Raw genomic sequence first — 23,509 nt, forward strand, 5'->3', positions numbered from 1 at the left:
GACGGTCAGTCCTGGGCGCGGCCGGTGGTGAGGCGGGCGAGGATCAGCGCGAGCAGGATGATTCCGCCGTAGATGGCGTCGATCCAGAACGACGGCACCTGGGCCATGGTGAGCATCGTCTTGACGACACCCAGCAGGAGTACGCCGGTCAGGGCGCCGAACATGGTGCCCCGGCCGCCGTCGAGGCTGATCCCGCCGATCACCGCGGCGGCGAACACGGTGAAGATCATGTTCTGGCCCTGGTTGGCGCCGATCGCGCCGACGTAACCGGTGTACATCAGACCCCCGATCGAGGCGAGGACACCGGCGACGACGTAGACCCCGAGCCGGACCCGGTCGACCCGGATGCCGGCGGCGCGGGCCGCCTCCAGGTTGCCCCCGATCGCGTACAACGATCGGCCCACACGGTGGTACTTGAGCACCAGCCCGGCGACGGCGAAGGCCGCGGCGGCCACCCATACGGAGATCGGGATGCGCAGAAACGTGGTGGTGGCCAGCGAGAAGAACGCGTCGGGCATACCGAACAGCGTCTTGCCCTTCGTGGCACCGACGAGGAGCCCGCGCAGGACGATCAGCATGGCGAGCGTGACGATGAACGCGTTGAGCTTCACCTTCACCACAAGGATGCCGTTGAAGGCACCGATGGCCGCTCCCACCAGCGGGATGGCCAGCAGCGCGAGCCCGGCGGAGAGCTCTGTGCCCCAGCCGGCCTGTGCGGCCGGCAGCACCAGCAGCGCCGCCACCGCCGGCGCGATCCCGACCACCGACTCCAGCGACAGGTCGAACTTGCCGGTGATGAGCACCAGCGACTCGGCCAGCACCACCATCGCCAGCGACGCCGACGAGGCCAGAATGGAGATCAGCGTGGCCTCGGTGAAGAAGGAGTCGTTCAGGACGGAACCGAGGACGAGCAACAGCAACAGAGCCGGAACCAGGGCGAGTTCGCGGGAGCGGCGCAACAGCACGGCTTTCGCCGACCGGGCGTCCGGCACGCTCACCGGCTTCACCGGCGGAGCCTTGGTGTCAGCCATGGTTGTCCACTCCTTCGATGGCGGCGATCAGCTCGTGGTCGTGCCAGCCCGCCGGGTGCTCGGCGACGACACGGCCGTGGAACAGGACGAGGACGCGGTCACAGCGGCGCAGGTCGTCGAGTTCGTCGGAGACGACGAGTACGGCAGTGCCGTCCTCGCGGGCGCTGTCCATGCGCGAGAGCAGGGACTCCTTGGACTTCACGTCGACGCCCGCGGTGGGGTTGATCAGCACGAGCAGCCGGGGGTCGGAGGCGAGGGCGCGGGCCATGACGACCTTCTGCGCGTTGCCGCCGGACAGGTCGGAGACGGGCTGGTCGGGTCCCTCGGCGTGGATGTCGAGGCGTTCGATGAGGGCGTTCGCGAAGCCGCGCCTGCGGTCGGTGCCGACGAAGCCGAAGCGGCCCAGCCGGTCGAGGACGCTCATCGTGGCGTTGTCGCCGATGGTCATGCCGGCGACGAGCCCCTGGTCGTGCCGGTCCCGGGGCACACAGGCGACGCCGGCCTTCAGCGCGGCCCGCACGTCCCCGAACGGCAGCCGCTCGCCGCCGAGTCGAGCGGTTCCGCCCGTCGGGGTGTGCAGTCCCGCGAAGGACTCGGCGAGCTCGACCTTGCCGCTGCCACTGATCCCGGCGAGCCCGACGACCTCGCCGCGGCGGACGGTGAGGTCGATGTTCTCGTACGCCGGTGAGGTGAGCCCACGGGCTTCGAGCAGGACGGGGGCGTCGTGGTCGACGTCCCCGGGGTCGACGGCCTGCTCGGCGAGGGCCTCCAGGGACTCCCCCGCCATGGCCTCCACCAGGGCCCGGCGCGGGAGTTCGGCGACGGGGGCGGTGGTGATCCAGCGGGCGTCGCGCAGGACCGTGACGGTCTGGCAGACCTCGTACACCTCCTGGAGGTGGTGCGAGATGAACAGGAAGGTGACGCCGGAGGCCTGGAGCGCCCGCATCCGTGTGAACAGCCGCTCGATCTCGCGGTTGTCGAGCTGGGCGGTGGGCTCGTCGAGGATGATGAAGCGGGCGCCGAAGCTCAACGCCCGGGCGATCTCCACCATTTGGCGGTCCTCGACCTTGAGGTCTGCGGTGCGGGCCTCGGGGTCGACGTGCACGTCCCAGGTGGCGAGGAGGTCGGCGGCCTCGGTACGCAGTCGGCGCCAGCTGATGAAGCCGCGCTGGAGCGGCTGCCGGTTGATGCTGTGTCCATCCGGGGGACAACCCCCGGACCCCCGGCCGACCTTGCGCTTCAGGCGAGTTGACCCAGCAGCGTGTATTTCAGAGATGAAGAGATTCTCGGCAACCGTCATTTCCGGGACGAGGGTGGGGTGTTGGTAGACGCAGGCGACCTTGCGGCGCCAGGCGTCGCGGTCGGCCAGTGGGGGCGCGGGTTCGCCGTCGAAGCGGACGGCGCCCTCGTCGGGCGCCTGGAGGCCGGTGAGGATCCTGACCAGGGTCGACTTGCCGGCGCCGTTGCGGCCGACGAGGGCGTGGGACTCGCCGGGCAGGACGGTGAGCCGGCCGTCGGCGAGGGCGGTGGTGGGGCCGTACCGCTTGACGATGTCCCGTGCCTCGGCGAGGGGTGTGATCACAGCCGTACTCATTTGACCGTGTTGCCCCAGAGCTTGGGGTCGTCGACGTTGTCCTTGGTCACCAGCGGGGCGGGCAACTGGTCCTCCAGGATGCCGCTGGGCAGCTTCACGATGGTCGAGTCGTGGTCCGTCGGGCCCGGCTGGAAGGTCTTCCCCTCCATCGCCGCCTTGATGTAGTACATGCCGTACTTGGCGTACAGGTCGGCGGGCTGGGAGACGGTCGCGTCGATCTCGCCCTTGCGGATGGCGTCGAACTCCTGGGGGATGCCGTCGTTGGAGACGATCGTGATGTGCCCGTCCTGCCCGGCCTTCTTCAGCATGCCCTTGGACTTCAGGGTCTGGAGGGTCGGCGCGAGGTAGACGCCGCCGGCCTGCAGGTAGATGCCCTTGATGTCGGGGTTGGCGTTGAGGAGGGTGTCCAGCTTGGAGGCCGCGGCGTCGGACTCCCACTTGGCGGGTATCTCCAGGACCTTGAGCTTCGGGAAGTTCTTCTTCACGCAGGCGCGGAACGCCTCGGAGCGGTCACGGCCGTTGACCGAGGCCAGGTCGCCCATGATCTGCACGACCTTGCCGGAGGGGATCTGCTCGCCGAGGTACTGGCAGGCCTTCTCGCCGTACGCCACGTTGTTCGCTCGCACCACCATCGCGACCTTGCCCTTGTCGGGCGCCACGTCGACGGCGACGACCGGCACGCCCTTGCGCTCCGCCTGGTCGAGACCGGCCTCGATGGCGGCGCTGTCCAGGGGGGCGACGACGAGGCCCTTCACCCCCTGGTTGAGCTGGTTGTTGATGTCGGTGATCTGCTGGGAGGGGTCGCTGTTGGAGTTGACCGTCTTGAGCGTGTCGACGCCCTCGGAGTCGGCCATCTTCGGCACGTAGTCGTTGTACGACTGCCAGAACGGCGAGGTGAGCAGGGGCAGGATCACCCCGACCTTGCCGCTCCCGCCGCCCTGCGCGCTCGCGGCGCCGGTGTCCTTGGTGCTGCCGCAGGCGGCGAGTGCGAGCGAGGCGCCGACGACCGCGGCCAGCGCCGCACCTCTGCGAGTCCTGTCCTGCTTCCGCGTTGTTGTGCCGTGCATCTGGCGGCTCCTCGTTGAGCGTGTTCGAGCACCTGGTTCGAGCAGTTGCCCGCATATTTATCAGACCACTTCCAGGCGAGAACACCCTCCGGCGGCAGATTTTCCTTCATCGCGACCGTATTGGTCGGACCACCTCGCTGGTTAGACTGCGGCGGACCGGTGACAGGAGGAACGGCGTGAACGTGGACGAGACGGCCCCGCAGAAGGGCACCGTGACGCAGCGCGCCATCGAGCGGATCAAGGCGATGATCGCGGAGGGGCGGCTGGAGCCCGGCCAGCGGCTGCCGACCGAGCGCGATCTGGCGGCGCAGCTCGGCATGTCCCGCAGCTCGATGCGGGAGGCGATCCGCGCGCTGACCGTGCTGGGGGTGCTGGAGGCGCGGCACGGTTCGGGCATCTACGTCACCCAGCTGGAGGCCGGCGACCTGCTGGAGACGTTCGGGGTGGTCGCCGACCTGTCCCGGGGACCGCGGCTGGTGGAGCTGCTGGAGGTGCGCCGCATCCTTGAGTCGACGGCGACGGCACTCGCGGCGGCGCGCATCACGCCGGACCAGCTCGCGGAGGTCGAGAAGCACCTGACGGCGATGAACGCCACCGACGACCCCGAGGAGATCCTCGCTCACGACCTGGCCTTCCACCGCGAGATCGCGGCCGCCGCCGGCAACGAGACGATGGCCGCGATCCTGGAGGGCCTGTCCTCCCGCACGTTCCGCGCCCGCGTCTGGCGGGGCTACCAGGAGGAGGGCGCCTTCGCCCGCACCCGGCGCGAACACGCCGCGATCCACCGTGCCCTGGTCGCCCACGACCCGGAGGCGGCCCGGGCGGCGGCGGCCGCTCATGTGGGCGAGGTCGAGCAGTGGCTGCGGGCGCAGCTCGGCGAGTGACCCGCGTCCTTCCGGTGCGGGGTTCTTCCGGCGCCGGGTCCTACGGCCGTACGTCGAAGTCGTGGGCGTCGCCGAGCCGGTCCAGGGACACCTGACCGGGGATGCCGTCGGCGTCCGCGCCGGTGAAGCCGCACCGGCGCTGCTGCGGCGCGCCGCCGTCCCCGTCCGGCCTAAGCCGCCCGGCGCAGGCGCAGCGTGACCAGCTCGAAGGGCCGCAACCGCAGCGCCACACGGCGACGCCCGTCGTACGCCGGCGCCTCGGGCAGCGCACGCTCCAGCAGATCCGTGGCCACAACGTCGGTGACCTCGAATCCCGCCGTCAGGGTGGCCCGTACGCGACCGCCGTGCGCCTCGTGGAGGCGTACCACCACGTCTCCGCTGCCGTCGTCGGCCAGCTTGACGGCGGTGACGACGACCGCGTCCTGGTCGACGGTGACCAGCGGTGCGACCTCGTCGACGCCGCCGCTCACCCGTCGCTCGGGCAGGTTGATCCGCCAGCCCTCGCGCACCGCGTCCCCGATGCCCGCGCCCGGCACCAGGGCGTGCCGGAAGCGGTGGACGCCCTGGTCGGTCTCGGGGTCGGGGAAGCGCGGGGCGCGCAGGAGGGAGACGCGGACGGTGGTGGTCGTACCGCGGTCGCCGTCGGTGCGGACCGTGCGGGTCACGTCGTGGCCGTACGTGGAGTCGTTGACGATGGCGACGCCCCAGCCCGGCTCCTCCAGGTGCACGAAGCGGTGGTTGCAGGCCTCGAACTTGGCCGCCTCCCAGCTGGTGTTGGTGTGCGTGGGCCGGTGGAAGTGCCCGAACTGGGTCTCCGAGGCGTACCGCTCCGCGTGGACGTCCAGCGGGAAGGCGAGCTTCAGGAACTTCTCCGTCTCGTGCCAGTCCACCACCGTGTCGACGAGCAGGCGCTTGTCGCCCGGCGCGAGGCTGAGCCGCTGCGTGACCCGGGACGAGCCGAAGGCCCGTACGACCCGGACGCCGTCCCCGCTCTCGTCGACGATCTTCACGTCGGTCAGGTCGGTGACCGTGTTGCGGTAGAACTCGTCGACGTCCCAGGCGTCCCACATGTTCGGGAAGTCGCAGTGGAGTTGGAGGAGATTCGCGGCACCGCCCGGCGCGATCGTCTCGCGGTCGGCGTCGATGTCGTACACGGACACCACCAGGCCCCGCCCGTCGATCTCGACCCGCAGCAGGCCGTTGTCCAGGACGTGACCGCCCCCCGGCCGTGGCGTCACCCGCGTCCGCCCCTGGGCCTCGGGGGTTCCGACGCCGCCCGCCGCAACACCGGCGCGGGCGTGCGGGGCGGAGTTGAACAGCACGATCCGCTCCCCGTCCCCCACCAGCGCCCGCTGTGCGGCGCGGATGATCCCCGTCAGCTCCTCGGCGACCTGCTCGTACGTCCTGCGCGCCTCCCGGTGCACCCAGGCGATCGACGACCCGGGCAGGATGTCGTGGAACTGGTGCAGCAGCACCGTCTTCCAGACGCGGTCCAACTCCTCGTACGGGTAAGGGAATCCGGCCCGTACGGCCGCCGTCGCCGCCCACAGTTCGGCCTCGCGCAGCAGGTGTTCGCTGCGGCGGTTGCCCTGCTTGGTCTTCGCCTGGCTGGTGAGGGTGGCTCGGTGGAGTTCGAGGTAGAGCTCGCCGACCCAGACGGGCGGGTCGGGGTATTCGGCCTCGGCCTTGCGGAAGAAGGCGTCCGGGGTCTCCCAGACGACGGTGGCGGAGCCCTCCAGGTCACGCAGCCGGGCCGCCTTGGCGATCATCTCGCGGGTGGTGCCGCCGCCTCCGTCGCCCCAGCCGGTGGGGGCGAGGGAGTGCCGGGCGCGGCCCTTGTCCTTGAAGTTGCGGGCGGCGTGGGCGATCTCGCTGCCCTTCATGGAGCAGTTGTAGGTGTCGACGGGCGGGAAGTGGGTGAAGATCCGGGTGCCGTCGATGCCCTCCCACTGGAAGGTGTGGTGCGGGAACTTGTTCGTCTGCGACCAGGAGATCTTCTGTGTCAGCAGCCACTTGGAGCCGGCGGCCTTGATGATCTGGGGCAGTCCGGCGGCGAAGCCGAAGGTGTCGGGCAGCCAGGCCTCGTCGTTCTCGATGCCGAACTCGTCGAGGAAGAACCGCTTGCCGTGCACGAACTGCCGGGCCATCGCCTCCGAGCCCGGCATGTTGGTGTCCGACTCCACCCACATTCCGCCGGCCGGCACGAACCGCCCGTCCGCGACCGCCTTCTTCACCCGCGCCCACACCTCGGGCCGGTGTTCCTTCACCCACGCCCACTGCTGGGCCTGCGACATGGCGAAGACGAAGTCGGGCTCGTCCTCGATCAGCGCGGTCATGTTGGACGTCGTACGGGCCACCTTGCGCACCGTCTCCCGCAGCGGCCACAGCCACGCCGAGTCGATGTGGGCGTGTCCGACGGCGCTGATGCGGTGGGCGGAGGGGACGGCGGGGGCGGCGAGGACGTCGGTGAGCCGGGAACGGGCGCGGGCCGCCGTGCCGCCGACGTCCTGGAGGTCGATCGCGTCGAGCGCCTTCTCCACGGCCCGCAGGATCTCCCAGCGGCGCGCCGACTCCACCGGCAGCTCGGCCATCAGCTCGCTGAGCACCTCCAGGTCGATGACGAGCTGCCACACCGTCTCGTCGAAGACGGCGAGGTCCATGCGGGTGAGCGTGTACTGCGGTTCGCTGCCCGCGGTCTCCCTGTCGCCCAACTGCGTGGGCAGGAAGGGGTGGTAGTCGAGGATGACGGGGTTGGAGGCGGCCTCGATGTGCAGACGCACCTCCTCCCCGCCCGCGACGGGCGAGCCGATCCGCACCCACTGGTTGCGCGGGTTGAGGCCCTTCACGGGGCTGCCGTCGGGCCGGTGGACGAGGCCCTCGCACTGGAAGCCGGGCATGTTCTCGTCGAACCCGAGGTCGAGGAGTGCCTCCACCGTCCTCCCGGCCCACGCCTCGGGGACGGTCCCGGTGACCCGGAACCAGCTGGTGCCCCAGGGAGCACCCCAACGCGCCCCCACCTCGATGGCCTCGGGTTCGGCCGCGATTCCCTCGGCGACCGGCACCGGTTCGCCCGGCGCGTGCCACACCGCCACGTCCAGCGGCACGGTCTCGGGGTACACGGCGGGGCGGACGCGCTCGTCGAGGACGCGCTTGAGGCGGGCTTCGACCAGGCTGCGGTCGTCATGCATACGGGGTGCTCCAAGGCTGGGGGGACGGTTACCAGGGGTGGGTCACGGTGACGGGGGCCGACGCTGTGTACAGCTCCCCTACGGCACGCAGTTCCAACCGCGCGGCCGTCTCGCCCTGTTCGGGCCGCAGCCCGGCGACGAAGTAGGCACGCTGGCAGGTTCCGCCGAGGAAGCGCCGGGTGCCGTCGGGCAGGACGCGGTGCAGGGTGTAGTGCCGTACGGCGCCCGGGGAGGCGTTCCAGGCCAGGCGCAGATCGCCGCCCGTGGCGGCGGTGATCCGCAGACCGGAGGGGGCGGCGGGGGTGACGGGTTCGTTCCGTACGGCGATCCCGCCGAGCCGCCAGCTCACCGGGCCGTCGGTCGCGGTGAGCCGGACCCCGAGCGCGCGCACGGTTGCGCCGAGGCCCGTGAGCCGTACGGTCGACGTCTGCCAGGTGTTGACCGAGTCCACAGGGAAGAAGGTGTACGGCGGTGTCGCGCCCGGCGTGCTCGGTTCGGCGGTGGCGACGCCCAGCTCGACGTTCACACGGCCCGCGTCGACGCGGTGCGTCAGCTCGACAACCGTGTCAACACCCAACGGCAGCCGTGTCGCATACACATCCACCACCACGGGTTCGTCGAGTTCACCGTCGACGAGCACACTGCTCCCGCCACACCACGCGTCGGCGAAGTCGAAGTTCACCGCCGGATGTCGCCCCTCGGTGTGCACGACCCATCGCCGGGACGGCAGCCGGTCCTGCAGCCCGAGGTGGTTCCAGGGCGCGTCCGAGGTCACCTCCCCCGCCTCGTACCAGCGCAGCCCGTGCCCGGTGTTGAACACGCTCGCGAACGGCACCGACGTCACCGTCGAGCGGTCGGCGACGGACACGGACGGCGCCCGCCAGCTGTCCGTGCCGTCCGGCGCGGACGGATCGAGTGAGCGTCCGGTCCAGAACCGGTCGTCGGCGGCGTGGAAGTCACCGGGCGCCCGACCGTCCGCCGGCAGGTGGTTGCGCGTCCACTCGGGCCGGTAGAGACCGACCGACGTGACATGCGCCTTGTCCGTCGGCACGATCGCGTCCCACCGCACGGAGGAGTTCCACCCGTTCGCCTCGACGTCGACGCCCGCCCACAACTCGTACCGGCTCCGGCCGAGTTGCTCGGCCCGCCGCCCCGACGAGGACAGACTGCTCGCCGTCCACCGGAAGTCGACGAACATGTCGTCGGCGGCCTGGAAGAACGCCTCGTTCTGCGCGTCGAGCGCCCCCTGCCAGCTCACGGTCCCGTTCACGGTCATCGAGTCGTACCAGGTCACCCGCTGCACCTGGGCCTGGGCGAGCGACTTCAGCTCCCGCAGGAAGCCGAGCATGTCGGCACCCAGAGCGGCGTCCCCGCCCCCGGTCTCGGCGTTCACGAACCACCCGTCGAACCCGTACGCCGCCGCGACCGCCACCAGCCGCTCGGCCAGCGGATACCGACCGGCGGCGTCCTTCTGCACCAGGTCCCGCGTCCACCGCAACTGCCCGCCGTAGGCGACGGGCGGCAGGAAGACGTTCCCGAGGACGGGCACCCCGTGCCGGTGGGCGGCGTCGACGATCGGCGCGTTCGGCGCGAGAATCAGCCCCTCCCCCGACGAGCCGCCCCAGAAGACCAGCTCGTCGATGTACGCCCAGTGGGTCAGGGCGTAGTAGTCGGCGGTGGCCGAGCCCTGGGAAGGGTTGCTCGCGGTGGGCCCGAAGGACACCAGGGACTGGATACGGGCCTGACCCGCGCGGGCCGTGGTGTTGGCCGGGTGCGGGGTGAAGCGCGGGGCCAGCGGCACGCTCGACGCGTTGAAGGCGAGGTCCGGGTCGTCGGCGGGGCGCCAGGACTTCAGGCCGCGCCAGGTGATGCCGGGGCCCGGGGTGCCGGAGGGCAGGGAGTCCGGGTACCAGTAGGAGGCGTACGGCTGGAGGGCGGCGGCCTTGGGGGCGGCCTGCGCGGGCAGCGACGGCAGAAGAGCGGCCGTGGCGCCGGCGATGAGGACGGTGCGTCTGGTGGGGTTCACGAGCGGGTGCCTCCTTGTGGGGTGGGGAGTACCTGATCGGGAGCGACGACCTCGGTGATGCCGCGTGCGGAGAGATGGTCCCGGTCGGCGGCGCGCGTGTCGAGGACGGTGGTGGGGCGGGCGCCGTCGGCGACCAGCCGGAAGTAGGCGTCGAAGACGGGGCCGCCGGGCGCGCAGAGCGAGCGGGCGGCCGGGTCGGCGGGGACGATCAGCGCCGTGGCGCGCGTTGCGGGTGTGCGGCGCGGCTCCTGGGCCGCCCGCTCCAGCACCCGTGCCATGTCCTTCGGCTTGCGGTCGTTGGTCAACAGGCCCAGGCCGTATTCGAGTCGGGGGAAGTCGGCCAGCTCGCGGGACACGTCGTGGGAGCACCACCAGGTGATGCCCCACAGGTCGGGGCAGTCCAGGGCGTTCGCGACGGTCGCCTCGGTGAAGGCGGCGGCGTGCTCGGCCGGGACCAGTGGCGCCGGCGCGCCGACCTCCTGGAGCCAGACGGGGCGGTGCGGGTCGTCGGCCCAGGCCTTGCTCAGTTCGACGAGGTAGGCGGCGTGGTGCTCGGTGGGCACGGAGACGCGGCCGTGGCGCTGGGCGGTGCCGTTGAAGACCCACGAGTGCACGGCGGTGACGGCGCCGTGCCGGGCCGCCTGGGCCGGCGTGAACGGCTGGTCGTCCTGGTACCAGGTGGCGTCGTACTCGGCGTGCAGGTGCAGCCGCCCGGGGGCGCCCTCCTCGCAGGCGGCGAGCATGCGGGTGAGCCAGGCGTCGATCTGCTCGGCCGTGGCCCGGTCGGGGTCGGGGTGCGGGCCCGCCGAGAACTGGTTGACCTCGTTGCCGAGGGTCATGCCGATGAAGTTGGGGCGGCCGTGCAGGGCCGCCGCCAGTGTGCGCAGGTAGGCGGCCTGGCCCTCGATGACCTCCAGGTCCGTGAAGAGGTTGCGCCGGTGCCATGTGCGGGTCCAGGCCGGCAGGAAGTCGAAGCTGCTCAAGTGGCCCTGCAGTCCGTCCACGTTGACGTCGAGGCCGCGTTCGGCGGCGGCGTCGACGAGCCGTACGAGGTCCGCGACGGCCCGCTCGCGGATCAGGGTGCGGTTGGGCTGGAAGTACGGCCACATCGGGAAGACCCGGATGTGGTCGAGGCCCAGCGCCGCGATGGAGTCGAGGTCGGCGCGTACGGAGTCGAGGTCGAAGTCGAGCCAGTGGTGGAACCACCCTTCGCTCGGGGTGTAGTTGACGCCGAAGCGCACGGCAGGAGGCATGCGGTGTCCTTGCTACGCGGGGGGTGGGGGGTTCAGCCCTTCACCGCGCCCTCGCCGACGCCGCGGAAGAAGTACCGCTGGAGGCAGGCGAACAGGGCGATCAGCGGTGCCACGGCGATGATCGTGCCGACGGCGACGAGGCGTTCGTCGTTGGCGAAGGTGCCGTGCAGATAGTTGAGGCCGATGGTCAGGGTGAACTTGGACGGGTCGCTCAGCACGATCAGCGGCCACAGGAAGTCGTCCCAGGCGCCCATGAACGCGAAGATCGCGACGACGGCGACGGTCCCCTTCACGGACGGCAGCGCGACCCGAAGGAACCGCTGCCAGACGTTGGCACCGTCGACATAGGCGGCCTCCTCGATCTCGTACGGCAGGTTGAGGAAGGCGTTGCGCATCAGCAGGACGTTCAGGGCGCTGATGGAGCCGGGCAGGACGACGCCGACGAGGGTGTTGTTGAGGCCGAGCTCCCGCATGGTCGTGAACTGGGCGATGATGATGCCCTCCACGGGCACGAGCATCGCCAGGATGAAGGCGAGGGTGGCCGCGCGGCGACCCCGGTAGCGGAGCCGGGCAAGCGCGTAGCCGGCGAGGGCCGCGCCGACGCAGTTGGTGACGACGTTGGCGGTGGCGACCTTCAGCGAGTTGAGGGCGTAGTCCCAGACGGGGATGGTGTCGGCGACGCGCTCGTAGTTGTGCAGCGTCGGGTCGCCCGGCAGGAACTTCGGCGGGGAGCTGAAGATGTCCTCGGTGGGCCCCTTGAGGGAGGTCGACAGCTGCCAGAGGAACGGGCCGACGGTCAGGGCCAGGACGGCGAGCAGCAGCAGGTAGCGGAAGGTGAGTTCCCATACCCTGACGCGGCGGCCGTTCTGATCGGTGACGCGCGGTTCGCGGGCAGCGGCGGGGGACCTCGACGCGGTGGGCCGCGCCTTCTCCAGCACGCTCATGACTCGTCCCTCCGGTCGGCGCGCAGCACGAGCAGCATCAGGGCGACGGTGACGACGAAGACGACGACGGAGATGGCCGAGGCGTAGCCGACGCGGCCGGTGAGGCCGGTGCCGGTGCGCTGGACGAGCATGACGAGGGTGGTGTCCTCGCCCGCCGGTCCGCCGCTCGGGCCGGCCATCAGATACACCTCGGAGAACACCTTGAAGGCGGCGACCGAGGACAGTGCCCCGACCAGGACCATGGTGGAGCGGACGGCCGGGACGGTGACGGTGAGGAAGCGGCGGATCGCGCCGGCGCCGTCCACGGCGGCCGCCTCGTGCAGCTCGCGCGGCACGTTCGCCAGCGCCGCCAGATAAATGATCATGTAGTAGCCGAGGCCCTTCCAGACCGTCACGGCCATCGCGCTCAGCAGGAGCAGCCACTGGTCGCTGAGGAAGCCGACCCGGCCGACGCCGATCGCCTCCAGCAGCGAGTTCACCAGTCCGCGCTCGTCGAGCAGCCACACCCAGATCAGTCCGACGACCACGATCGAGGCGACGACCGGGGTGTAGAACGCGGACCGGAAGAAGGTGATGCCGGGGATGTTCTTCTGCACGAGCAGCGCGAGCAGCAGCGGCAGGATCACCAGTGCGGGGACGACTCCGAGGACGTACAGCGTGCTGTTGCGCAGGCCGATCCAGAACATGTCGTCCTGCAACAGCTCGCGGAAGTTCGCCAGGCCCACGAACTCGCCCGGGATCAGCGTGCGCCGGTCGGTGAAGGCGTTGACCAGGGTGGAGACGAACGGGTACAGGATGAAGGCGCCGATGATCAGCATCCCCGGCGCGGCGAACAGCCAGGGGCTGGTGGGAAGTTGGCGCCGCACCCGGCGCTCCGGGCGCCGCACCCGGGAGACGGCGGAACTGGCCATCGCCCGCTATCCCTGCTGCTGAAGAAGCCGGTTGCAGGCCTCGACAGCGTTGTCAAGAGCTTCCTTCGGGCTCTCCTTGCCCTGCAGCGCCTTGGCGACCTCGTTGCGCAGCTCGGTCTTCATCTGCTCGCTGAACAGCACGGGCGTGTAGTTGACGGCGTTCTTCAGCGACTTGGCGGCAGCGACCCGCACCCGTGTCTCGTCGGTGCCGTCCTCCTTGGTGAAGTACGGGTCGTCGAGCGAGCCGGCGGTGCTGGGGAAGATGGCGACCTGCTTGGCGAACGACATCTGGTGCGCGGCGTCGGTGACGTAGTGCGCGAAGGCGACCGCGGCCGGGGCGCGCTTGGTCCGGGCGTTGACCATCACGCCCATGACGTACATGTTGACGTGGCCGGTGCTGGTGATCTGGTCGGTGATGCCGATGTTCCTGTACAGGTTCGGCGCCTGCTTCTTGAAGTTGCCGAGGTCGAGCGCGCTGCCCGGGTTCATGGCGACGGCACCGGTGAGGAACTTCTTGCCGGACGACTCGGGGGTGGCGGTCAGGGCCTGCGGGTCGAGGGCCTTGGCGTCGTACAACTCCTTGTATCTGGTGAGGAGTTCGACTCCCTTGGCGTCATTGAAGGTGAAGGCGTCGCCTTCCTTGTTCATGAGCCGGACGCCGTAGCGGCCGAAGTCCTCGATGGTGGGGACGTTGGCGAGGGTGGCGACCTTGCCGTCGGTCTTCTCCGCCATCTCCAGCGCGGCGTCGAAGACTTCGTCGTACGTCTTCGGCGGCTGCCCGGCGTCGAGGCCGGCCTCCTTGAAGAGGGTCTTGTTGTAGAAGAGCGGGCCGGTGTTGAGGTACCAGGGGAAGGCGTACGTGCCGGTCATGCCGGGTATCCGGTGGCTGGCCCAGGCGCCGGGCAGGTACTCCTTCCGGTACTGGGCCGCCGCCTTGTCGAGGTCGAGCGCGAGGCCGGCCTTGGCGAGCGGGGCGACCAGGTCGGGCGAGACGTTGACGACGTCGGGGAGGGTGCCGCCGGCGGCGTCGGCGCTGATCTTGTCGGCGTACCCCTCGGCGGGCTGGTCGACCCACTTGACGTCGGTGCCGGGGTACTTCTTCTCGAAGTCGGCGATCAGGCCTTCGAAGTAGTCCTTGAAGTTGGCGCGGAGATTCCAGGTCTGGAAGGTGATGTCGCCCTCGACCTTGCCGGAGGCGTCGGCGGTGGAACCGTCGCCCCCTCCCGAGCCGCAGGCGCTCAGCGGCAGGACGACACAGACGGCGAATGCGGCGGCGAGGGCTCTACGGGAAACGGACACCGTGAACCGTCCTCCTTTTATGGGCGGGTTGGTCGACGAGGCAGACCCTGCACGCCGTTCCGCGAGCCCGTCAATGGCTCTCGCACAGCTAATTTCATTAGTGACTAATGCGCATTAGGGCCGTGGAGCTGAACCGCATTAGTGCATACTGCTCCGGGAATGTGACGCCGGAATGGGGAATCAGGGGAAGCACCATGTCAGGCAAGCGGTCACCGGCCCGTCGGCCGACGATGAAGGACATAGCGCGGCACGCCGGCGTCTCGCAGAGCGCCGTCTCCTTCGCCCTGAACGGACGCCCCGGTGTCTCGGAGGACACCCGTGACCGGGTGCGGCGGGTCGCCGAGGAGCTGGGCTGGCGGCCCAGCACGGCGGCGCGCGCCCTCTCCGGGGAGGGCGCGGCGACCGTCGGCTTCGTGCTGGCGCGGCCCGCGGACACCCTGGGCGTGGATTCGTTCTTCCTGCAACTCGTCTCCGGTATCCAGGAGGTGCTGGCGGAGCGCCATCTCGGGCTGCTGTTCCAGGTGGTGGAGGACGTCGCCGACGAGTGCGCGGTCTACCGGCGCTGGTGGGCCGAGCACCGGGTGGACGGCGTCCTCGTGGTCGACCCGCGCACGGACGATCCCCGCCCCGGTCTCCTCGACGAACTCGGCCTGCCCGCCGTGGTGATCGGCGGCGCACCCGACGACCGGCACCCCGGCCTGTCGACCGTGTGGGCGGACGACGCGGGCGCGATGGCCTCGGTCGTGGACGGCCTGTACGCGCTCGGCCACCGGCGGATCGTGCACATCGCCGGGCTGCCGGGGCTGGCCCACACCGAGCGCCGCATCCGCACCCTGCGTGCCGAGGCCGGGCGGCGCGGCCTGTCCGAGGTGAAGTCCGTGACCACCGACTACTCCGACGCCGAGGGCGCGGCGGTCACGCGCCGGGTGCTGGAGGGTCCCACTCCCCCGACCGCCCTGATCTACGACAACGACGTGATGGCCGTCGCCGGCGCCGCCGCGGCGGCCGAACTCGGCTTCTCGGTACCGGCGGACGTCTCGGTGGTGTCCTGGGAGGACTCGGCGCTGTGCCGCATGGTCAAACCGTGGCTGTCGGCGCTGTCCCGGGACAGCGTGGAGTTCGGCCGCACGGCGGCACGTGAGCTGACCGCCCTCCTGGACGGGGGGTCGGCGCGGGCGGTGCGGGTGCCGGTGCCACGGTTGGTGGAGCGGGGCAGTACGGGGGTGGCGCGGGACAGTACGGAGGTGGGGCGGGGCGCCTGACGCTCGCCGCCCCTGAATCGCCGTACGGCTCTAGCGGCGCAGCCCCTGGAGCCCCTCGTAGGCGGTCGTCACGATCTCGAGACCCCGGGTGTCCTCGGCGGGTTCGCGCATCTGGTGGGTCACATACGCCACGACCATCCGGCTGTCGGGGTCGATCATCACCAGGGAGCCGCCCCAGCCGCCCCAGCCGTACGTGTTGCCGAACAGGCCGTAGCCCAGGCCCCATCGCATCGGCATGCCCAGGACCCGGTCGTCGCCGTCGAACTGCTCCTCCCGGGCGCGGTCACAGCCGGCCCGCGACAGCAGGCGCACGCCGTTCACCTCTCCCCCGCAGGCCAAAAGCGACTGCACCAGCGCGACCGAGCGGGCGTTGCCGTATCCGCTCGCCGCGGGGATCTGCGCGCGGCGCCAGGCCGGGCTGTTGCCGTCGCGAACGCGCACGCCGTTGCCTGCCTCGGAGCCCGTCGGGTTGTCCGGGGCGCTCGCCGCGTAGTCCTCGTCCCGGCCCGTCGGCGGGATGGTGGGGGCGACCCGGTGGTCGTGGGCGGGCGGCAGTCCGACGTGGAAGTCGGCGCCCAGCGGACCCGTCACCTCCGCGGCGAGGAACTCGCCCACGCTGCGGCCGGTGACCCGGCGCACGAGCTCGCCGACCAGGAATCCCTGGGTGAGGGAGTGGTATCCGGCGGCCGTGCCCGGCTCCCAGCGGGGAGCGCGCGCGGCGAGCCGGGCCGTGGCGGCCGGCCAGTCGTGGAGCTCGTCGGCCGTCCCGTCCCAGTCGGGCAGGCCGGCCGTGTGCGAGAGCAGGTGCCGTACGAGCACCTTGTCCTTGCCGGCCGCCGCGAACTCCGGCCAGTACCGGGCGACCGGGGCGTCCAGGTCGATTGCGCCGCGGTCGATGAGGACCAGGGCGCACAGCGCCGTCATCGTCTTGGTCACGGACCAGACGTTGACGAGGGTGTCGCGCTCCCAGGGCGCGCTGCGGTCGGCGTCCGTGAAGCCGCCCCAGACGTCCACGACCGGTTCGCCGTCCACGAAGACGGCGACGGAGCCGCCGGCGTCCCCGCGTCCAGCATGTCGGCCAGCGCGTTCGGCACGGCGAGGAACAGACGGTCGTAGGTGCCCTGGATGTCGGCCATGGGCCTCATCCAGCCCGTGCGGCCCCGTCCCGGTCAACCGGATTTCACAGCTGTGACCGGTACAGCCCGAACTCCACGATCCGCGCCGCCGCCCGCGAACCGGTCACCCGCACCCGCCACCGCCGCGCCCGCACCGGTGCCGCCAGCAGCAGGATCCGGCTCGCGCCGATCGCCCCGGCCCGGGTCACCTCCGCCCAGGCCCCGTCACGCTGTGCCTCCACGACGAAGCCCTCCACCTGCTGCCCGTACCGGATGTCCTCCGCGAGCCGGATCCGGTCCACCTCGCGCTCCCGGCCCAGGTCGACCGTGACACGGCCCGGTGCGGCGGTGGTCCGGGCGTCGCGCGCCAGGTCCTCGGGGAGCTCGCGGTCGACGCGCTCGCGGAACTCCCGCAGCCGCGCCACGTCGGCGGCGGGCAGCAGGCCGTCCGTGTCCGGCGGGATGTTGAGGAGCAGCACCGAGTTGCGGCCCACCGACCGGAAGTAGATGTCCGTCAACTGCTCGACACCCTTGGGCTGTTGGTCGGCGTGGTAGAACCAGCCGTCGCGGATCGACACGTCGCACTCGGCGGGCCACCACTGGAGGTGGTCGGCGACCGGCCGGGCCTTCACCAGGGCGGCGCGGCTGCCCATGTCGGGCGCGTCGTAGGAGAGGGCGTAGTCGGTGCGCCCGTAGTCCTTCTCCTGGACCGGTACGACGCTCCACTCGTCCTCCCGGGCCAGCCCGCCCTCGTTGCCGACCCAGCGGACGTCCGGGCCGGACACGGCGATCACGGCCTCGGGCGCGAGGGAGCGGACGAGGGTGTACCAGCTGTCCCAGTCGTACTTCTCGACCTTGTCCGGCGGGATGCGGCCCTGGGCGCCGTCGAACCAGACCTCGTCGATCGGGCCGTACTCGGTGAGGACCTCGTAGAGCTGGTTGAGCATGTGGGCGCCGTAGTCGGTGGCGGGGAGGGTGTACGACCGTGACGGTGTGCGGTCGTCGCCCTGGACGAGGGTGGGGATGGTGTGGTCGATGCGGGCGCTGCCGTTGGCGTAGACGCCGTGCAGGTACTGGTTCTCGTCGGCAGGCGAGATGTAGACGCCGACCTTGATGCCGTGGCGGCGCATGGAGTCGGCGAAGGAGCGCAGGACGTCGCCCCGGCCGCCCCGCCAACTGCTCGACGCCACCGAGTGCTTGGTGTAGCGGGTCTGGTGGAGGACGAAGCCGTCGTGGTGCTTGACGGTGAGGATGGCGAGCCTGAAGCCGCCGTCGCGCAGGGCGCGCGCCCACTGGTCGGTGTCGAGGCCGGTCGGCTGGAAGACGTTCGGGTCCTCGTCGCCGGTGCCCCATTCGAGGCCGGTGAACGTGTTCACGCCGAAGTGCAGGAACGCGGTGCGTTCCAGGCGCTGCCAGGTGATCTGCCGTGCGGTGGGGCGGACCTGGGAGGCCTTGCGGACCAGGTCGGCCTCGGTGTCGTCGGGGCTGACGGGGATGCGGTAGCGGTCCTCCGTGTCGGCCGCGGGTTCGGCGAGGGCGGGTCCGGTGGCACCGGTCGCGGCGAGGACGGCGGCTGTCGCGACGAAGACGCGACGGGATACGGCCATGGAGGCTCCTCAGGTCAGCTGCCATACGGCGGGCGGGTGCTGGTCCGGCGGGTACTGGGCGAGCCGGCCGTCGTCCGTGACGCTCACCGTCATCCGGGTGATGGCGTTGACGAGCCGGTGGCCACCGGCCGTGGGCTCCAACTGCCAGCGCTGGAGGGTGTTCGCGGGATCGCAGGTCTGCGGGGCCGCCTCCACCCCGGGTTGCAGGGGCACGTTGAGCGTGAGCTTTCCGCCGCGCACCTCGAGGCAGCCGTCCGCCGTGCGCAAGGTCACGTAGCCGTCGGGCGTGCGCCGCAGCTCGGCGGTGAAGGACCGGCCGGACGTCCGGAAGGTGTACGACCCGTCCGTCACCGGTACGCGGGTCAGGTCCCGCCACCCGGGGGCGTGCCCGACGGCCGTGCCGCGTGCCGTGAACCCGGCGTAGGTGGCGTCCGGGTGGGGGTCGCCCCAGGTCGCCTGGGCGATGTGCCGCAGCGCCGGCCACAGGGCGACGGCGACCTCGTTCTCGGTCTCGCCCCGGCCGTTGTCGGGCCAGAGGCTGATCTTCGCTCCGGTGACGCCGTCGGCGGAGGCGAGCTTCTCGCCCTCGAAGCCGCGCGGGTCCCAGCTCTGGTCGTACAGCCCCTTGGTGTCGCTGTGGAAGCCGCCGCGGACCAGGTAGAGGGCGTAGGCGGCGTTCATCACCGGGTAGCCCCGCGCGATGAGCCGGCTGGGCTTCACCGCCACGTTCAGCCAGTGCTCGACCGTCGTGCCGGCGGTCACCGGGACGGTGTTGGCGCCGGTGAGTCCGTCGTTCCAGATGCGCAGCTTCCTGCCCTTGCCGGCCGCGTAGGTGTGGACGCGGTTGACGAAGTCGATGAAGGCGTCCTGGGGTGTGGCGTCGGGGCCGTACCTGTCCTGGGCGTACTTCAGGATCTGCGGGTACTTGGCGAAGTCGGAGCCCAGCATGTACTCGTCGGCCCCCATGTGCCAGGAGGTGGCGGGGAAGACCTCGGCGTACTCATCGATCAGGCTGGTGTAGTAGGCGAAGGCCTCCGGCCTGGTGATGTCGAGCCGCGAGGGCTGCTTCGCGCCGTCGGCGTCGGTCAGCTGGAGGTCCGGGCGGCTCTCGATCCACGGGTCCATGTGCCCCGGTGAGTTGATCTCGGGGATGATCTCGACGTGGTACCGCTTGCCGAGCGCGACCAGGCGGCGGATCTCGTCCTTGGTGTAGTAGCCCCAGGTGTTGGCCTCGGGGTGGGCGTCGCTCTTCACCTTCAGTTCGAGGAGCAGCTGGTTGAGCTTGTGGTACGCCATCTCGCGGACAAGGTTCTCCAGCCAGGGCATCGAGACGTGGATGTAGCAGGCGCAGACACCGACACCCCGCTCCTTGTAGCGCGGTACGTCGACCGTGCGTCCGGCCGGGACGCGGTCGCCCTGCGCGAGGAGCTGGAGGAGCGTGCGGGTGCCGTAGAAGGCGCCGGTCTCGGTCGCCGCGGTGATGGACAGCCGGTCGCCCGCGCGGAGTTCGTAGCCGTCCGCGCCGAGGGTGGTCCGGGAGGGCCGGACGTCGATGACGATGTCGCCGGGCCGGGCGCCGGAGTGCACCACGGCGGGTGTGCCGTGTCCCGCGTCGCGCAGATCACCGGCGAGGGTGTCGGCGACGCGCCGTTCGCCGGCGCCGTCGGCCACGAGTCGGGTGGAGCGCCGGTAGGTGTAGCTGCCGGAGGCCGGGGTCCAGTCGGCCAGGGCCGGCACCGTGACCGGCGCTGCCGCACGCGCCTGCTGTGCGAGGGCGGGCAGCGGCGCCACGAGCAGCACCATCAGCGTCAGCACCGCCAGGACACCTGACGATCTCCAGCGTCTCCTCATGAGGCACCCCTATTCATCGGATGTCTGATGATTGGGCGGGCCCCAAGGGCTGTCAATGGGAAGCGAAGCGACCGAAGTTGGCTCATTGATCGGATGATGCGCAGGTCAGCGAGGTGGAGCCGGGAAGGGGCGGCGTGAAAAGTCCAAGAAGAGCCGCCCGAATATCCAAGCGTGGCGCCTCTCGACGCCGGGCCCGCCGAGGGGCAGAGTTCTCCTACATACTCGCCAGTAAGCCCGAGGAGCAGCCGTGACCAGCTGGGTCGGCAGGACCGCCGCCGAGATCGCCGCCGCCGTACGCGAGAAGCGGGCCACGCCCCGTGAGGTGGTGGCCGAGCACCTGGCCCGGATCGAGCGGCTCGACGGCCGCGTCGGCGCGTTCCGGGTGGTACGGGCCGAGGCGGCGCTCGCCGAGGCCGACGAGGTGGCCTCGCGCGGCGACCTCGCCGAACTGCCGCTGGCGGGCGTGCCGGTGGCGATCAAGGACAATCTCGCGGTGCGCGGCGAATCCAAGCGGATCGGCTCGGCGGCGACACCGGACACCCCGGCCGACGACGACCATGTGACCGTGGCCCGGCTGCGGGCGGCCGGCGCGGTGGTGGTGGGCCTGACGAACGTGCCGGAGCTGTGTGTCTTCGGCACCACGGAGGGCGTGCACGGCACCGCCCGCAACCCGTGGGACACCTCGCGTACGGCGGGCGGCTCGTCCGGCGGCAGCGCGGCCGCGGTCGCGGCGGGCATGGTGCCGATCGCCCTCGGCAACGACGGCATGGGCTCGCTGCGCATCCCGGCCGCCAACTGCGGCCTGATCACCATCAAGCCCGGCCACGGCATGGTCCCGGCCGGCGTCAGCGACGGCGACTGGTTCGGCATGTCGGAGAACGGCCCGCTGGCCACGACGGTCGAGGACACCCGCCTGATGCTGTCGGTCCTCGCCGGCACCGACGTCGTACGGCCGGACGCGCCCGGCACCCACAACATCGCGGTGTCGCTGCGCAGCCCGCTCGCCGGGGTCGCCATCAGCAAGCCGTACGCGACCGCCGCCCGCGAGGCCGCCGGGCTGCTGATCAAGGCCGGTCACCAGGTGCGGCGCGCCGATCCGCCGTACCCGATGTCGCTGGGCGTCACCTCGCTGACCCACTGGACGGCGGGCACGGCCGAGGACGTCAGGGGGCTCGACCTCCGGCAGCTCACCCGCCGGACCCGGGTCCACGCCACCGTCGGCAAGCGCTTCGTGGACCGGGTGCGCGGCGGCGACAGCCGGGAGCAGCTGCGCCGGCGCCTGGAGCCGTTCTTCGCCGAGTACGACGTGCTGCTCACCCCGGCCCTCGCCCGCCGCTCCCCCAAGTCCGAGGCCTGGCACGAGCGCGGCTGGCTGCGCAACGTCCTGGCCAACACCAACTACTCGCCGATGACTCCCCCGTGGAACCTCACCGGCTGGCCCGCGATGGCGATCCCCTTCGGCACCCTCCCCTCCGGCGCCCCCAGCGCCGTACAACTGGTGGGCCGTCCCGGTTCGGAGGCCGACCTGCTGGGCCTGGCGGAGCAGATCGAGAAGCTGCGACCGTGGCAGCGGACGGCTCCGCTGGACCCGGTCCCGTAGCCCCGCGGCGCCGACGTGGTCCGAACGACACCCCCTAGGACGCCACCACGCCAGGCTCGGCCCCGAACGGCCCGTCCGCCGTGAAGGCCAGCCGTGCGAAGCGCTCTCCGATGCGGCGGTGGGTGGCGGCGTCCGGGTGGAGGCCGTCGGGGAGGGGCAGTTCGGCGGAGTCGGACTCGCCGTAGAGGTCGCGGCCGTCGAGGTAGTGCAGGTTCGGGTCGTCGGCCGCGCGCTGCTTCACGATGCGGGAGAGTTCGTCCCGGATGATGCCCAGGGTCAGCTTGCCGCTCGCGCGCTCTGAAGGGTCGCCCATGGCGACGAAGCGCAGACGGCCGGCGCTCATGCCGCTGAAGTCGGGGGCGCAGGGTCCCGGTGTGTCCTCGTGCATCGGGCACAGGATGGGCGACACGACGAGCAGGGGTGTCGTCGGGTGGCCCTCACGGATGGTGTCGAGGAACCCGTGGACCGCGGGCCCGAAGGCGCGCAGCCGCATCAGGTCGAGGTTGACCACGTTGATGCCCAGCTTGAGGCTGATGAGGTCGGCGGGGGTGTCGCGCAGGGTGCGCGCGGTGAACGGGTCGAGCAGGGCGCTTCCGGCCAGGCCGAGGTTGATCAGCTCCACGCCGCCGAGCGAGGCGGCGAGCGCGGGCCAGATACCGGTGGGGCTCGCGGCGTCGGAGCCGTGACTGATCGAACTGCCGTGGTGCAGCCACACCCGGCGGCCCGGATCCCGGGCGGGCTCGACGGGGGCGTCGGTGCGCAGGGCGAGCAGTTCGGTGGTCTCGTTGTGCGGCAGCCAGATCTCGACGTCCTTGTCGCCGTCGGACAGCCCGGCGAAGCGGACGGTGCCGGCCGGGCCGGGCTGGTGCTCGGCGGTTCCGGCGGTCATGTCGACCGTCACCACGTTGCCGCCGGTCACACTGCCCTGTCCCGCGGGGCGGCCGTCGACGATCAGGTCGTACATGCCGTCGGGGCGGGGTGGCGCGCCGACGTAGGCACGCTTGGTGCGCAGCGCGTCCAGTTCGACGGCGGTGGCCCGGGTGCGGAACGCCAGCCGTACGCCGGAGGGCTGCGACTCGGCCATGGCCAGCTGTCCGTCGGTGTTCTGGGCGCGGGCCCGGGCGGGCAGCCGGTGCGGCAGCACGCCGCGCTCGGTGTGCTCGATGTCGAGGGCGCCGCGCAGAAGGGCGGCGGTGACGGGCGTGGTGATCCAGTCGTGGCGCGGGCCGTGCTGTGTGCCGTGCTCGGTGTCCATGTGTCCTCCGCCTGTGGTCAAGGGGTGGGCTCGGTGGGCCAGTTGCGCAGCAGGGCGTCGAGGGCGTCCAGGATCCGCGTCCAGGTCTCCTGGGAGTCGGGGGCGCTGTGGCTGAAGCCGCCCGCGACCTCCAGGCTGGCGTAGCCGTGGAAGACGCTGCCCAGCAGCCGCACGGCGTGGGTCGCGTCCGGCTCGGCCAAGTCGTAGCCGCGCAGGATCGCCCGCGTCATCTGCGCGTGCCGGACGCCCGCGCCGGCCGCCGCCGTCTCGGGGTCGAGCCGCATCCGCGCGGCGGCGGCCCGGCCGGGGTGCTCGCGACCGTAGTCGCGGTAGACGTCGGCGAAGGCGACCAGGGCGTCCTTGCCGGCCCGGCCCGCGATGGCGTCGGCGGCCCGGTCGGCCAGCTCCTCCAGCGCGAAGAGCGAGATCCGCGTCTTGAGGTCCTGGGAGTTCTTCACATGCGAGTACAGGCTCGCGACCTTGACGTCGAACCGCCGGGCCAGCTCGGACGCGGTCACCTGCTCGAACCCGATCTCGTCGGCCAGCTCCGCACCCGCCCGGACCAGGCGTTCCGTGGTCAGCCCCACACGTGCCACAACAGCCCTCCCGTTCACCTTTAGCG

16 protein-coding genes and 1 pseudogene are annotated in these 23,509 nt (G+C 71.3%); 3 read left to right on the top strand and 14 right to left on the bottom strand.

Annotated elements, in window-relative coordinates; translation table 11 throughout:
- Positions 1–5 precede the first annotated feature (5 nt).
- Genes ACFZBP_RS14020 through ACFZBP_RS14030 form a run of 3 tightly spaced genes read right to left on the bottom strand, consistent with a single transcriptional unit; the run spans position 6 to position 3,692 of the window.
- Positions 6–1,031, bottom strand: a complete 1,026-nt coding sequence (locus ACFZBP_RS14020; RefSeq protein ID WP_391412919.1) for an ABC transporter permease — start codon at positions 1,029–1,031, stop codon at positions 6–8.
- The gene (locus tag ACFZBP_RS14025) at positions 1,024–2,625 is read right to left on the bottom strand and encodes a sugar ABC transporter ATP-binding protein (RefSeq protein ID WP_383442145.1); all 1,602 of its coding nucleotides are present in this window, start codon (positions 2,623–2,625) and stop codon (positions 1,024–1,026) included. The genes ACFZBP_RS14020 and ACFZBP_RS14025 overlap by 8 nt, the downstream gene beginning before the upstream one ends.
- Positions 2,622–3,692, bottom strand: coding sequence for a substrate-binding domain-containing protein (locus ACFZBP_RS14030; protein ID WP_391412922.1), 1,071 nt, complete (start codon positions 3,690–3,692; stop codon positions 2,622–2,624). Before ACFZBP_RS14030 ends, ACFZBP_RS14025 begins: the two co-directional genes overlap by 4 nt.
- 182 nt (positions 3,693–3,874) lie before the next feature.
- Between ACFZBP_RS14030 and ACFZBP_RS14035 the strand changes: the two genes are divergently transcribed.
- Complete coding sequence (locus ACFZBP_RS14035) at positions 3,875–4,576, top strand: FadR/GntR family transcriptional regulator (protein ID WP_383443995.1); 702 nt, start codon at positions 3,875–3,877, stop codon at positions 4,574–4,576.
- A gap of 170 nt (positions 4,577–4,746) precedes the next feature.
- On the opposite strand, the gene ACFZBP_RS14040 is transcribed toward ACFZBP_RS14035, so the two are convergent.
- The 6 genes from ACFZBP_RS14040 to ACFZBP_RS14065 are packed head-to-tail and all read right to left on the bottom strand — an operon-like array spanning position 4,747 to position 14,197.
- Positions 4,747–7,764 carry a glycoside hydrolase family 38 C-terminal domain-containing protein gene (locus ACFZBP_RS14040; protein WP_391412924.1) on the bottom strand — a complete coding sequence of 1,006 codons (3,018 nt, stop codon included), beginning with the start codon at positions 7,762–7,764 and terminating at the stop codon, positions 4,747–4,749.
- A gap of 28 nt (positions 7,765–7,792) precedes the next feature.
- On the bottom strand, positions 7,793–9,790 hold the full coding sequence (locus tag ACFZBP_RS14045) for an endo-beta-N-acetylglucosaminidase (RefSeq protein WP_391412926.1): 1,998 nt from the start codon (positions 9,788–9,790) through the stop codon (positions 7,793–7,795).
- Positions 9,787–11,043, bottom strand: a complete 1,257-nt coding sequence (locus tag ACFZBP_RS14050; RefSeq protein WP_391412928.1) for a glycosyl hydrolase — start codon at positions 11,041–11,043, stop codon at positions 9,787–9,789. Before ACFZBP_RS14050 ends, ACFZBP_RS14045 begins: the two co-directional genes overlap by 4 nt.
- Positions 11,044–11,075: 32 nt before the next feature.
- Complete coding sequence (locus tag ACFZBP_RS14055) at positions 11,076–11,987, bottom strand: ABC transporter permease subunit (RefSeq protein WP_391412930.1); 912 nt, start codon at positions 11,985–11,987, stop codon at positions 11,076–11,078.
- Positions 11,984–12,898 (bottom strand): carbohydrate ABC transporter permease, encoded by a 915-nt coding sequence (locus ACFZBP_RS14060; RefSeq protein ID WP_383442127.1) that lies wholly within the window; start codon positions 12,896–12,898, stop codon positions 11,984–11,986. Before ACFZBP_RS14060 ends, ACFZBP_RS14055 begins: the two co-directional genes overlap by 4 nt.
- Before the next feature lie 6 nt (positions 12,899–12,904).
- Positions 12,905–14,197, bottom strand: coding sequence for an extracellular solute-binding protein (locus ACFZBP_RS14065; protein ID WP_391412933.1), 1,293 nt, complete (start codon positions 14,195–14,197; stop codon positions 12,905–12,907).
- 194 nt (positions 14,198–14,391) lie between these two features.
- Here ACFZBP_RS14065 and ACFZBP_RS14070 point away from each other — a divergent pair, with 194 nt between their 5' ends.
- Positions 14,392–15,459 carry a substrate-binding domain-containing protein gene (locus tag ACFZBP_RS14070; protein ID WP_391412936.1) on the top strand — a complete coding sequence of 356 codons (1,068 nt, stop codon included), beginning with the start codon at positions 14,392–14,394 and terminating at the stop codon, positions 15,457–15,459.
- Between the two features lie 30 nt (positions 15,460–15,489).
- Here the strand turns inward: ACFZBP_RS14070 and ACFZBP_RS14075 are convergent.
- The 3 genes and pseudogenes from ACFZBP_RS14075 to ACFZBP_RS14085 all read right to left on the bottom strand — a co-directional run bounded on the left by ACFZBP_RS14075 (position 15,490) and on the right by ACFZBP_RS14085 (position 20,032).
- Positions 15,490–16,595 (bottom strand): annotated as a pseudogene (locus ACFZBP_RS14075) (serine hydrolase domain-containing protein).
- Between the two features lie 44 nt (positions 16,596–16,639).
- Positions 16,640–18,181: an alpha-L-fucosidase gene (locus ACFZBP_RS14080; protein ID WP_391412938.1), complete on the bottom strand. Its 1,542-nt coding sequence runs from the start codon at positions 18,179–18,181 to the stop codon at positions 16,640–16,642.
- 9 nt (positions 18,182–18,190) lie between these two features.
- Positions 18,191–20,032, bottom strand: coding sequence for a family 20 glycosylhydrolase (locus tag ACFZBP_RS14085; protein WP_391412940.1), 1,842 nt, complete (start codon positions 20,030–20,032; stop codon positions 18,191–18,193).
- Between the two features lie 247 nt (positions 20,033–20,279).
- Between ACFZBP_RS14085 and ACFZBP_RS14090 the strand changes: the two genes are divergently transcribed.
- A complete protein-coding gene (locus ACFZBP_RS14090) occupies positions 20,280–21,632 on the top strand; it encodes an amidase family protein (RefSeq protein ID WP_391412942.1) in 1,353 nt (450 codons plus the stop codon).
- Positions 21,633–21,666: 34 nt separating this feature from the next.
- Here the strand turns inward: ACFZBP_RS14090 and ACFZBP_RS14095 are convergent, their stop codons facing one another.
- Both ACFZBP_RS14095 and ACFZBP_RS14100 read right to left on the bottom strand, forming a co-directional pair.
- On the bottom strand, positions 21,667–22,887 hold the full coding sequence (locus tag ACFZBP_RS14095) for a GDSL-type esterase/lipase family protein (protein ID WP_391412944.1): 1,221 nt from the start codon (positions 22,885–22,887) through the stop codon (positions 21,667–21,669).
- Between the two features lie 17 nt (positions 22,888–22,904).
- Complete coding sequence (locus tag ACFZBP_RS14100) at positions 22,905–23,483, bottom strand: TetR/AcrR family transcriptional regulator (protein WP_383442103.1); 579 nt, start codon at positions 23,481–23,483, stop codon at positions 22,905–22,907.
- Positions 23,484–23,509: the final 26 nt, after the last annotated feature.

The organism is Streptomyces sp. NPDC008086, assembly GCF_042957325.1.
Classification (GTDB): Bacteria; Actinomycetota; Actinomycetes; order Streptomycetales; family Streptomycetaceae; genus Streptomyces.

Bases quoted from the DNA above. Each gene is read 5' to 3' on its own strand.
- ACFZBP_RS14020 (WP_391412919.1), bottom strand. From the start codon at position 1,031: ATGGCTGACACCAAGGCTCCGCCGGTGAAGCCGGTGAGCGTGCCGGAC.
- ACFZBP_RS14025 (WP_383442145.1), bottom strand. From the start codon at position 2,625: ATGAGTACGGCTGTGATCACACCCCTCGCCGAGGCACGGGACATCGTC.
- ACFZBP_RS14030 (WP_391412922.1), bottom strand. From the start codon at position 3,692: ATGCACGGCACAACAACGCGGAAGCAGGACAGGACTCGCAGAGGTGCG.
- ACFZBP_RS14040 (WP_391412924.1), bottom strand. From the start codon at position 7,764: ATGCATGACGACCGCAGCCTGGTCGAAGCCCGCCTCAAGCGCGTCCTC.
- ACFZBP_RS14050 (WP_391412928.1), bottom strand. From the start codon at position 11,043: ATGCCTCCTGCCGTGCGCTTCGGCGTCAACTACACCCCGAGCGAAGGG.
- ACFZBP_RS14055 (WP_391412930.1), bottom strand. From the start codon at position 11,987: ATGAGCGTGCTGGAGAAGGCGCGGCCCACCGCGTCGAGGTCCCCCGCC.
- ACFZBP_RS14060 (WP_383442127.1), bottom strand. From the start codon at position 12,898: ATGGCCAGTTCCGCCGTCTCCCGGGTGCGGCGCCCGGAGCGCCGGGTG.
- ACFZBP_RS14070 (WP_391412936.1), top strand. From the start codon at position 14,392: ATGTCAGGCAAGCGGTCACCGGCCCGTCGGCCGACGATGAAGGACATA.
- ACFZBP_RS14080 (WP_391412938.1), bottom strand. From the start codon at position 18,181: ATGGCCGTATCCCGTCGCGTCTTCGTCGCGACAGCCGCCGTCCTCGCC.
- ACFZBP_RS14085 (WP_391412940.1), bottom strand. From the start codon at position 20,032: ATGAGGAGACGCTGGAGATCGTCAGGTGTCCTGGCGGTGCTGACGCTG.
- ACFZBP_RS14095 (WP_391412944.1), bottom strand. From the start codon at position 22,887: ATGGACACCGAGCACGGCACACAGCACGGCCCGCGCCACGACTGGATC.